We start from the raw sequence: 10558 nt of genomic DNA, 5'->3' as shown, positions 1-10558 counted from the left end.
CGGAAGGACACGGAAAAATGAAAAGATAAAGACGGTTTTGCCACGAAATCCACGAAAGAACACGAAAGGAAAGACAAAGAATTTTTTAGTTTTTATCCGTCATCTTTGTTCGTGTTTTTTAGTGGATTTCGTGGCAAAAATAATCTTTTCGTCTTTTCTTTCCGTGTCCTTCCGTGGATTCCGTGGCAAAAAAAGGCCCTAAACCATGAAACTATACGGCATCAAAAACTGCGACACCGTCAAAAAAGCCCGCAAGTGGCTGGACGAAAACGGCACCGCCTACGAGTTCCACGACTTCAAGAAAGACGGCCTCTCCAGCGAGAAGCTGAGCCAGTGGGAACAGGCCATTGGCTGGGAGGCGCTGATCAACAAACGCGGCACCACCTGGCGGAAACTTCCCGATGAGGTTCGTGATACCATTAGCGCCCAAAGTGCCCACCAGATCATGCTGGAGAACACCTCCATCATCAAACGCCCGGTGGTTGAACGGGGCGACGAGGTAAGCGTGGGCTTTAACGCAGACCAGTGGGCTGCGTGGACTGACTGACTTTTTTCGGCCACGGAAAACATTCTTTAATTTTTAGTACAGGAGCAGATCAGATGAGTTTTGCATTCGGCATTGGCATCGGCAGCCAGAACAACCAGGGCGAGTGGCTGGAGGTTTACTACCAGCAGCCGATCATGACCCCAGGCAAAGACCTGATCGACGTGGTTGAAACCGCGCTGGACTACAAAGGCGGCAACCAGGCCATCGAAGTCGGCGCCGAGCAGCTGAGCCAGTTTGCTAACGCCCTGCGCCAGCTGGGCCAGACCGAGCAGGCCAGGCTGGCCGAGCAGGCCGCCAACAGCAAGCGCCCGGTGGTGGTTACCGTACTGGCGACAGACGACACCGCCTCCAGCACCCCCGAGGTGTACCTGAAGCTGCACCTGATTTCCCATCGCCTGGCCAGGCCACACACCCTGAAGCTGGACGGCATTTTCGGCCTGCTGCCGAACCTGGCCTGGACCAACGAAGGTGCCATCGACCTGAATGAGCTGCCGGAGCGCCAGCTGCAAGCCCGTATTGAAGGCCGCACCCTGGAAGTAAAATCCGTAGACAAGTTCCCGCAGATGACCGATTACGTAGTACCCAAGGGCGTGCGCATCGCCGACACATCCCGGGTTCGTCTGGGCGCCTACGTGGGCGAAGGCACTACCGTAATGCACGAAGGTTTCATCAACTTCAACGCCGGTACCGAAGGCACCAGCATGATCGAAGGCCGCATCTCCGCCGGCGTGATCATCGGCAAGGGCTCCGACCTGGGCGGCGGCTGCTCCACGATGGGCACCCTGTCTGGCGGCGGTAACATCATCATCTCCGTAGGCGAAAACTGCCTGCTGGGCGCCAACGCCGGCATCGGTATCCCCCTGGGCGACCGCTGCACGGTTGAAGCTGGCCTGTACATCACCGCCGGCACCAAGGTGAACCTGCTGGACGACAACAACGATCTGGTAGAAGTCATCAAAGCCCGCGACCTGGCCGGCAAGAACGACCTGCTGTTCCGCCGCAACAGCCTGACCGGCGCGGTCGAGTGCAAGACCAACAAAACCGCGATTGAACTGAACGAAGAACTGCACGCTAACAACTAAAGGCCGTCACATGTCCCTGTCCCCTACCCTAGAACTCGCCATGGACCTCATCAGCCGTCCGTCGGTCACTCCAGACGATGCTGGCTGTCAGGAGTTGATGATGTCACGCCTGGCACCTCTGGGCTTTGCTGGCGAGAACATGCGGTTTGGTGACACCGACAACCTCTGGGCACGCAAGGGTTCAGAGGGGCCTGTGCTGGCCTTTGCCGGCCATACCGATGTGGTGCCGACCGGGCCGGAGAAGAACTGGGCCCACGCGCCGTTTGAGCCGGTGATCAAAGATGGTTACCTGTACGGCCGGGGCGCTGCGGATATGAAAGGCAGCCTGGCCGCCTTCGTAACCGCCTGCGAACGCTTTGTGGCGAACAACCCGAACCACCGGGGCTCTATCGCGTTGCTGATCACCAGCGACGAAGAAGGCCCGGCCCAGGATGGCACGGTAAAGGTGGTGGAAACCCTGGAAGCCCGGAACGAGAAAATGGACTGGTGCCTGATCGGCGAGCCGTCCAGTACGCACCAGGTGGGTGACGTCATCAAGAATGGTCGCCGTGGCTCCCTGCACGGCTACCTGACCGTACACGGGGTACAGGGCCACGTAGCCTACCCGCACATGGCGGAGAACCCGGTGCACACCGTGGCACCGGCACTGGATGCCCTGGCAAAGGAATTCTGGGACAACGGTAACGATTTCTTCCCGCCGACCACGTTCCAGATTACCCGCATTGAGTCCGGTGTTGGCAGCAACATCATTCCCGGGGAATGCCTGGTGCACTTCAACTTCCGCTACTGCACGGAGAACACCGCAGAAAGCCTGGAAGAGCGTGTCGTGGCCATCCTGGACCGCCACAACCTCAAGTACGACCTGCAATGGCACCTCAGCGGCCGGCCCTTCCTGACCGACAAAGGCGCCCTCGTGTCTGCCAGCCAGAACGCCATCCGCACCGTCACCGGCCGCGAAACCGAGCTTTCCACCTCCGGTGGCACCTCAGATGGCCGCTTCATCGCCCCCACCGGCTCCCAGGTCGTCGAACTCGGCCCCATCAACGCCACCATCCACAAAGTGGACGAATGCGTGAAGGCTGACGATCTGGATACCCTGTCAGAGATTTACGAGCAGATACTGGTGGAACTGCTGGGGTGATTTTTTTGCCACGGAAGGACACGGAAAAAGAAAGAGCTTAAAAGATTTTTCTTGCCACGAAATCCACTAAAAAACACGAACAAAGATGAGGGATTAAAAACCAAAACGTCTTTGTCTTTCCTTTCGTGTTCTTTCGTGGATTTCGTGGCAAAACCGTCTTTATCTTTTCATTTTTCCGTGTCCTTCCGTGTCCTTCCGTGGCTAAAACATGACAAGCGGCGGCTACCCCCCCCAGAGCCAGCGGGCGACTACGGAATCAGTAGTGAGGAGGCGGCACCTCCTGCTCCTCCGGCCGGATATTGGACGGCGAAATATCCTTCAGCTGCTTGTGCAGCGTCTTCTTGGCATCCCACAGCTCCCGAATATCCATTTCCTGCCTGGCCACCTGCTCACTCAGGGTATTAATCACGTCATCCTGGAACGCAAGTCGCATTTCCAGTTCCGCAATTCTGTCTTCGAGGGTGTTTTTGCTCATGAGGTTTGGTCAGCCCTTTCAGTAATCTGGTATCATGCCGCCTTTTACCGCCACAGCCGGGTTTCTGGCCAGGCGGCGCTCATCGGCCGGACATGCCATGTTACCTGATGCCCGGCTTTTTATCGTTACTGTAAAATCATGGAGAATAATCAGCCAATGCGTAATCCAGCCAAGGCGATCCTCGTTGCTGTTCTGATCGCGATTCCGGCACCGTTTATACTGGGCCTTCTGCTTACCACCACTCCGGACCCCCTGCGCCTGCTCGCCATTGGCGAAGGCCTTGAGGCCCTGGGCGCCAGCGGTGGCATTGCCGCCTACATCATTGCCTTCGTTCTTTTCGCCGTTGCCGGCTTCCTGGCAATTGCACTGGCCGGCAAGCAGCCTGCAACCGCAAACAATGCCCGCAGCCAAAGCCGTCCGGCCCGTGCCAGCCAGCCTGCCAACACCTACGATGACGACGAAGACGATTTTGACGACAGCACCCCGGAAGGCAACGAAGAGGGCACCGTCAAATGGTTCAACGTGAAGAAGGGCTTCGGCTTTATCGTTCGTGACAGTGGCGACGAAATCTTCGTACATTTCCGCGCCATCCGTGGCCGAGGCCGTCGTGTTCTGCGCCAGGGCCAGCTGGTTCGCTTCAACGTGGTTGAAGCTGACAAAGGCCTGCAAGCCGACAACGTGTCTATCCTGAGCGAATAATTCTGCTCTGAAGACAGCAAAAAGGCAGCCAGTTGGCTGCCTTTTTGCGTTATATGGGTGGTCGAACTGTCAGTTCCACACCACCTGCTGCTCACCCCGGTGATCCAACCGCCACCACTTTTCATCCTCTACCGGATCGCCTTCTTTCCAGTCACCCAGACTGCAACGGATCTCACCCTCCATCGCCCGCCAGGCACTTCGGGCGCATTCCAGATCACTGTTCCAGGGCAGGTCTTCACCCTCCAGTACCAGAGAGGTAAATCGTTTGCCAAAGGCACCGGGGTACAAACTGATGCGAAGACGAGCGCCGTTGAAGGAAGCCGTACCCTTCGCCACCGATGACACGTCAGAATCATCCAGCTGTAACTGGTCAAGCTGGCCTTCCAGCCAGCGCGACACCGCGCCCGACTCAAGGTCACGAATATAGATTTCCAGATCCTGCACCCGAGGATTCTCCATGCTGTTGTTCACAATGCAGCACATAGTGAACCGGCCCGGGCTTGCCTGCAACCCATCGTTCGAGTTCCTCACGCAGATCTTCCGCCAGAAGGCGCCGCAGGGTTCCAGAACGCTGACGTTCATGCCAGCCGACTTCGGCGGCCGCCTGCTGGATCGATAACCGGGCCAGCTCCTGCTCGGAAACCGCCCAGTCATCACCCCTCGCCAGCGCCACCAACGACTGGCGCCGAAGCGCATCCTGCTGGCCTGCAACCGCCAGGGCGCCCAGTGGCCCCCGACTGGCAAACAGGTCAAGCCGCGCTGCCGCCCGGCGCACCCACTCCAGCATGCCACCGGGCCGCGCAACCATCCTGCTGTTCCGGGAGCTGGCATAGTCTACTGCTGCCGAAGACAGCTGGATGTTCCACCGTTTCTCAATTGCCGGCTGGTGCGCCATCAGGATGGCCTTGCGCTGGGTTGCACTCATCTCCGGCATCATAAGCGAATCGATGGCCCGGCCCAGCGACTGAGCCAATCGCTCCGGCGCACCTGAATCGCCGTTATCTTCAGACAACAGAAGTACCGGGCCCTGCCAGCCAGTAACCAGCTCATGCACTACACCATCCGGCTGCTGAATCAGCTCCAGCAACCCGGCAGGAGACACGTTGTCCAACATCAGGGCAGGCCAGTGCAGCGGGCCGGCTTCAGCTGTTGGTGCGACAGGCTGGTCTGACGCCATAATCTCGGCCTGCCGTCGGGGGTCCACCTGAACCCAGAGAAAACCGGGCATAGACTTCAGCACACTCAACCAACTGGTTTTACCGGACCCGGCATCGCCCTTCAGCCAGATCAGCGCCCGGGAGTTGGCTGCGGTGATGACCACCACTTCTTCTGCCAACTCGAGCCAGGCCGGATCGGTAACCGTTAAGGGAGTAATGTCCTGATCCACGCCGACAACCGGTGCCGGTGGTTCCTCATGCTGCGCCGGCCAATGGCTGACCAGTTCCAGCACCGCCACATAGGCTTTGTCCTGCAGCCGTTCAGCACCCGACGCCAACTGCCTGAGCAGGTGCGGCCACTCGAGCCAGGACACCCCATAAGTCTCCCGGGCTCCGGAAATCCAGTAAATCAGCTGGGAAGACAGGTCGCCATCACCCCGGACTTCGGTAACGATCGGCTGTTCGCCCTGAATGGTGCGCACCAGTTCGTCCAGGTCGACACCCTGGCGCTTGAGAAACGGGGCGATGTCCGGAATCGCGTCCAGCAACGCCAACAGGAAATCTTCTGCAGTGATTACCGAACCGCCGCGGCGGTCGACGCTGTCCCGGGCCTGAACCACTGCACTCTGGCAGGCCGGAGACAGGCAAGCTTGCCAATCATCCATTCGGCAACTCCTTCCTTGGTCATGAGAGGCGCATCATCCTGATGCGATTGTGAAAACGGTCGCAAATTCTAGAGGCCCGGGAGAACCGGAGCAACGACAAGCCGACAGTTTTGATGACTGGCGCAAGGATTTGTCGTTGCTCCGGGCTATCTCACTGCGAGAGGGTGACCTCAAAGGCATCCGAAGCCCAGCCGCTCACGGCCGTTTCCGACTCAGGTAACGGCTCCCCTCCGTAGACAACTTGCTCCGAGTTGCCGTACTGCAACCAGACTTGCGTAGGCACCTGCCCTACCGGCGGCTTGCTGTAATCACAAACGCCGTTGGGGAAGATCTCTGCCACGCGCCTGGCGAAGTTTTCAGAATTCAGCACTCCGGTTGTCAGATTGACAGGGTAATCGGCCGGATCGACCGGTTTCAGCTGACACTTGTTGTTCAGGGTACGGATATCATCGCCGGCAACGGTGCGCGGGGTGCCGAAGCGGGTTTGCACCAGCAACGCCTGCAACTCAACGACAGGCTCGGTAATGGGTGCCAGAAGATCGGTCACCAGGGGCGGCAACCCAAGGTCTCCCAGGTCCAAACCGCACACCTGGCCAGTTGCAACATCCAGAATCTGACCGACTTCCGGCGGCAAGGTGGGCAAATACTCCAGCCCCGGAACAACCGGATCCGGGTAGAGCAAGCCGCCCGTCAACGGCAGCACCAGACCGGAGTCAGCCGTTACTCCAGACAAAGAGAGACAACGATCCCGGGCAGTGTCCGGGCGGTTTCGAACCAGTTTTTCCGGCAACTCGCCACCCTGTTCATCCTGCTCTATACCCGCCAGCCACTGGTCCATCACCATGAGTGCTTCCGTGGTAAACACCGTATCACCGGCAATGGGGAAGGCACCGTACCAGATCACATGGTTGAGGGAGTGCCCCTGCACTGCCTCTATACGGGCACGGGTCTGCCAGGAGTGGTAGGCATCGTGGGCTAAACCGGGATCCGGCCCACGCAGGTCAATAATCGGCACGCCTTCGAAGTTTTCCCCGGTGTTGATCGCGCCGGTCCGGTAGGCATTGGTGATCGCCTGAAAGTCTCCGCGGGTGCGCCCGGGCTGGTAATCGATATCAACGTTGAAGCCACCGATTTCACGGTTCAGGTCCAGGAATTGCTGCCCGCTGATCAATCCCTCCTGAAGTGCCCGAAGGCCATACTGTACGCCCTCGTTATTCAGTGGGATGCCACCAAAGCCATACCCCAGAAGCTGCTCATTTGGCGACCAGACTTCCGGAGACCGCTCACCAAACTGGCTCTTCATATAATCGATCAAGCCGCAGCGAAGACCGCCCGGCCGCTCTTCCGGGTGATACACGTCAACGCCATCAGGCAGTTTCGGACAATCCTCCTGGTCCGGGTACGCGGCAGGGAAAAATGCCAGGTCCGAAACCACTGGATTGATGGGCAAGTGGCCATACAGAAACGGCCACTGCGTGGGCAGCAGGCCATTGTTCAGCAACCCTTCAAAGAACCCCGGGGCACCCTCCGGGCTTTCCGGTGCCTGCAAGCCAAGGTAATTGCTGATCAGGTTGTAATCCGCAAACTGGGTAGCGGTTGTCCAGACATCCGGATAGGAGCACTGGACGATCAGGCCCTGATAGATACCGGGATAGGCATTAGCAACATGTTGCTGGGCAATTGCGCCTCCGGAGCAACCGGTACCGATGGTGTAGCGAATCGGCCCGTACTGCTCGACGATATGCTCCTTGGCCATCACCAGGGATTCAGCTGCCGTCACCAGGTTAGCGTTATGCCCCAGGTTAGACTGCGCAGTGGAAAGGGTAACGAAGCCACGGGCCAGGGCCACTGAAATACTGTCGCCAAGCAACAGCTCGTTGCCGTTGGTCAGGCCCGACACATCGCCATTCGGAGGGTTGCCCATGCCGTAGCTCACCCCCACGTTCCCACCGTGGTGAACCAGAACCTTACCGTTCCACTGCTCCTGGGGGGCCAGTGCCGTCCATTCCTCACCGGGCTGATAGAGTGACATGACCTGATAGCGGTCGCGGTTCAGCACACCCGTCTCTACCCGCACAATGAACGGCAACTCCATGCCTTCATCAGTGGTGATAGTGGCAATATCTTCATCGGCAGGCGGGTTTTCAGGGTCGTATGGCAAGAAGGCATCCGGCAGGCCCGGATCCTCCGGGTCAAATTCGGTGAACAGCCGGGTGAGTTGCTCTGCGGGTACGTATTTAAAACTGAACTCCGGTGACTGATTGCAGGCCTCGTCTACTGCCGCCGCGTTAGTACAGTTCCAGGGCTGAACCTGGGGGCCGGAGAAAACCGGACCACCCTTTGGGTGGTTGGTAATACTGGTGGCAATCCGGCTTTTGCCGCGTTCCAGCAACACTTCCAGCGTGTTACTGCCGAGCTTGAGGCCGTTAACCAGGCCACGCCATGCACCTTCTCCAGCTTCCTGAAACTGCCCGGTGATATCCTCATCATTCAGGAATACCCGGGCATCCTGCAGGTTTTCCGCCACAACCTCCACCAGCGCGTCACCGCCACTGATCAGGTCTGCCCGGTTAGACAGCACCCGGATTTCGCCCTCGCCCTCTGGCAGCGCTCTGGGGCCACCGGGTTTTGCGGGTTGGGCAGTTTCCGAACCTGTGCCGGACGACACTGATGCGGAATCCGAACCAGAACCACCGCAACCGGCCAGGGCAAGGACAACGGCTGCTACCAGTGCATTTCTGGAGAACATAACGGCCACCTCATTTGTTGTTGTTTGTGTACCCGAAGGTGCAAAAGTCAACAAATGATAAGCGGGCGTTATATGAACTGGCTTTGGTAACTCCGCCCGGGGGCGGCGTCAAAAGTGTGAACTACGTCTCACAACACTGTTTACCAGATACCGGTGTTACCCATGCTGGCCCAGGGCTCCTGAGGCTCCAGTGCATCACCTTTCTGCAACAGCTCAATGGAGATATTATCCGGCGTGCGGATAAAGGCCATGCGACCATCACGGGGCGGGCGATTTATGGTTACGCCATTGGCCTGGAGCTTTTCGCACAGCTCGTAGATGTTCTCCACCCGAAATGCCAGGTGCCCGAAATTACGGCCGCCGGTGTATTCCTCCGGATCCCAGTTGTAGGTCAACTCCACCATCGGTGCCTGATTTTCCCGGGCATGGGCTTCGTCTTCCGGAGCGGCCAGGAACACCAGTGTAAAGCGGCCCTGCTCGCTGTCTTTACGGGAGATTTCCACCATACCCAGCAGGTCGCAGAAGAAATGGAGGGTGTCGTCCAGATTGCTGACTCGAATCATCGTATGCAGGTATTGCATGGCTGGCTCCTGAATTTAATGGCTCTTAAACCACCACAGTTTACGTTATTCTCGGGCCATGACGACAAACGCAGATACCGAAACCCTCCTCAGCTTTCAGACACCCGCCGTGCGCCACCTGGCCTGGCTGTGTACTGCACCCCAATTGCTCGAAGCCCCTGTGTCTTTCTATCCGCCGCAATGGTTACCTGACAACTACCTGGAAAGATTGCAGCACTGGGACCAACAACCGGAAGCCATGCCCGCAAGGCTAGCCCAGCCCGCAGAGCGCCGGTTAGGCCATTACTTTGAGCGCTTGTATGAAGTGCTTCTGAAGGACTTGCTGGGGTGGGAGCTGTTACTGAAGAACCAGCAAATCAAAGCCGATAACCGAACCATTGGCGAGCTGGACTTCGTAGTGCGTAACCGCCAGACCGGTTGCCTGGAACACCACGAGATCGCCATTAAATACTATCTGGGCGTGAACGAAGGCGAAACCGGCACCCGATGGTACGGCCCCAACGCAAAGGACCGGCTGGACCTGAAAGCAGACCGAATACTGAACCACCAAAGCCCCATGGCGCAGCGGGTGGAGGCTCAGGCGTTGCTGGCAGAGCTGGGGATTTCAGAGGCCATTACCCCGAAAGTGTTTATGCCGGGTTACCTGTTCTATCCCGGTGATCGAGTGGAACTGCCGGATTACGTGCCGACGGAGCATTTGCAAGGGCGCTGGTGCTATGCCCGCGAGTTGGAGAACTCCGACCTGACCGGCTGGGTGCCGTTGAAAAAGCCCCATTGGATTGGGCACTGGAGGCAGAATGAGCAGCCTGATGTTCGAGCTGCCCGGGAGGCGCTGGAGTTTGTGGAGGCTAAGGGCGTGCCGGTGTTGTTTGCTCGGGTGGAGTGGCAACCGGGGCTTGGGTGTTGGGTTGAGAGGGGGCGGTGGTTTGTGGTGCCGGGGGAGTGGCCTTTGGCCTCATTTGCTTGACGAGAAAGATTGCACTAATTCACGAGTACCGTCAGGGTGAATGGCTTCGAGATAGCCGGGCGGGTCTATCGAGCACTGATATACTGTTCGACTGTGAGCGATAGCCTTAGCAAGCTCACCCGAGTCACGAGCCGCATCAACCTCAGCCCATAAGTCATCACTGGACACCGGCTCTGGAACTAACGGCTCTACCCTCACCCGGCGATTACCCTGCACAATGGAAATCAGATCCTCTGCTGAGACCTCTCCAGCCACAACCCTCCCAATCTCCGCCCAGTATTCGATCTGCTTGGGCGTCGAGCGACGTTGAATCTGCGCCTCCGCTGATGCTTCACGGATCAGCTTGTCGTCAATTCGAATTGCTGTCGCCATGGTGCCCTCCTGAATGTTTTCAGCTAACCGTATGCACGGATTACTACAGGTGTTGCATTTTGCAACACGAAAGGGAACCACGGGGGCAATAAGGGCCTTTAAATCGGCCAGGCATCAGCCGGG

The 10558-nt window shown here is 58.2% G+C and carries 11 protein-coding genes; 5 read left to right on the top strand and 6 right to left on the bottom strand.

Annotation, left to right across the window (positions count from 1 at the left end; all coding sequences use genetic code 11):
• Positions 1 to 205 precede the first annotated feature (205 nt).
• From B2589_RS07370 to dapE, 3 genes are read left to right on the top strand one after another with little or no spacing between them, the layout of a single operon-like run.
• Complete coding sequence (locus B2589_RS07370; RefSeq protein WP_286816118.1) at positions 206 to 547, top strand: ArsC family reductase; 342 nt, start codon at positions 206 to 208, stop codon at positions 545 to 547.
• A gap of 53 nt (positions 548 to 600) precedes the next feature.
• Positions 601 to 1629 (top strand): 2,3,4,5-tetrahydropyridine-2,6-dicarboxylate N-succinyltransferase, encoded by a 1029-nt coding sequence (gene dapD, locus B2589_RS07365; RefSeq protein WP_286816117.1) that lies wholly within the window; start codon positions 601 to 603, stop codon positions 1627 to 1629.
• A 10-nt stretch (positions 1630 to 1639) separates the two neighbouring features.
• The gene (dapE, locus tag B2589_RS07360; RefSeq protein ID WP_286816116.1) at positions 1640 to 2770 is read left to right on the top strand and encodes a succinyl-diaminopimelate desuccinylase; all 1131 of its coding nucleotides are present in this window, start codon (positions 1640 to 1642) and stop codon (positions 2768 to 2770) included.
• A 256-nt stretch (positions 2771 to 3026) separates the two neighbouring features.
• On the opposite strand, the gene B2589_RS07355 is transcribed toward dapE, so the two are convergent.
• Positions 3027 to 3245 carry a SlyX family protein gene (locus B2589_RS07355; protein ID WP_022989856.1) on the bottom strand — a complete coding sequence of 73 codons (219 nt, stop codon included), beginning with the start codon at positions 3243 to 3245 and terminating at the stop codon, positions 3027 to 3029.
• A gap of 156 nt (positions 3246 to 3401) precedes the next feature.
• Here B2589_RS07355 and B2589_RS07350 point away from each other — a divergent pair, with 156 nt between their 5' ends.
• Positions 3402 to 3944 (top strand): cold-shock protein, encoded by a 543-nt coding sequence (locus B2589_RS07350; protein ID WP_058340195.1) that lies wholly within the window; start codon positions 3402 to 3404, stop codon positions 3942 to 3944.
• A gap of 69 nt (positions 3945 to 4013) precedes the next feature.
• Here B2589_RS07350 and B2589_RS07345 read toward each other — a convergent pair whose 3' ends face one another.
• From B2589_RS07345 to B2589_RS07330, 4 genes are all read right to left on the bottom strand, one after another.
• Positions 4014 to 4388, bottom strand: a complete 375-nt coding sequence (locus B2589_RS07345; protein ID WP_022989854.1) for a hypothetical protein — start codon at positions 4386 to 4388, stop codon at positions 4014 to 4016.
• Positions 4360 to 5766 (bottom strand): hypothetical protein, encoded by a 1407-nt coding sequence (locus B2589_RS07340; protein ID WP_286816114.1) that lies wholly within the window; start codon positions 5764 to 5766, stop codon positions 4360 to 4362. Before B2589_RS07340 ends, B2589_RS07345 begins: the two co-directional genes overlap by 29 nt.
• 151 nt (positions 5767 to 5917) lie before the next feature.
• On the bottom strand, positions 5918 to 8515 hold the full coding sequence (locus tag B2589_RS07335) for a DUF6351 family protein (RefSeq protein WP_286816113.1): 2598 nt from the start codon (positions 8513 to 8515) through the stop codon (positions 5918 to 5920).
• 140 nt (positions 8516 to 8655) lie between these two features.
• Complete coding sequence (locus B2589_RS07330) at positions 8656 to 9096, bottom strand: VOC family protein (protein WP_286816112.1); 441 nt, start codon at positions 9094 to 9096, stop codon at positions 8656 to 8658.
• Positions 9097 to 9154: 58 nt separating this feature from the next.
• On the opposite strand from B2589_RS07330, the gene B2589_RS07325 reads away from it, so the two are divergent.
• Entirely contained in the window at positions 9155 to 10063 is a 909-nt protein-coding gene (locus B2589_RS07325) for a DUF1853 family protein (RefSeq protein ID WP_286816110.1), read from the top strand.
• On the opposite strand, the gene B2589_RS07320 is transcribed toward B2589_RS07325, so the two are convergent.
• The gene (locus B2589_RS07320; protein ID WP_199457037.1) at positions 10052 to 10435 is read right to left on the bottom strand and encodes a TA system antitoxin ParD family protein; all 384 of its coding nucleotides are present in this window, start codon (positions 10433 to 10435) and stop codon (positions 10052 to 10054) included. The genes B2589_RS07325 and B2589_RS07320 overlap by 12 nt on opposite strands.
• Between the last annotated feature and the right edge of the window lie 123 nt (positions 10436 to 10558).

The organism is Marinobacter sp. UBA3607, from assembly GCF_002375525.1.
GTDB lineage: Bacteria > Pseudomonadota > Gammaproteobacteria > Pseudomonadales > Oleiphilaceae > Marinobacter > Marinobacter vinifirmus.
The sequence above is the reverse complement of the archived record's forward strand: the minus strand, read 5'-3'. Positions and strand labels throughout refer to the sequence as shown.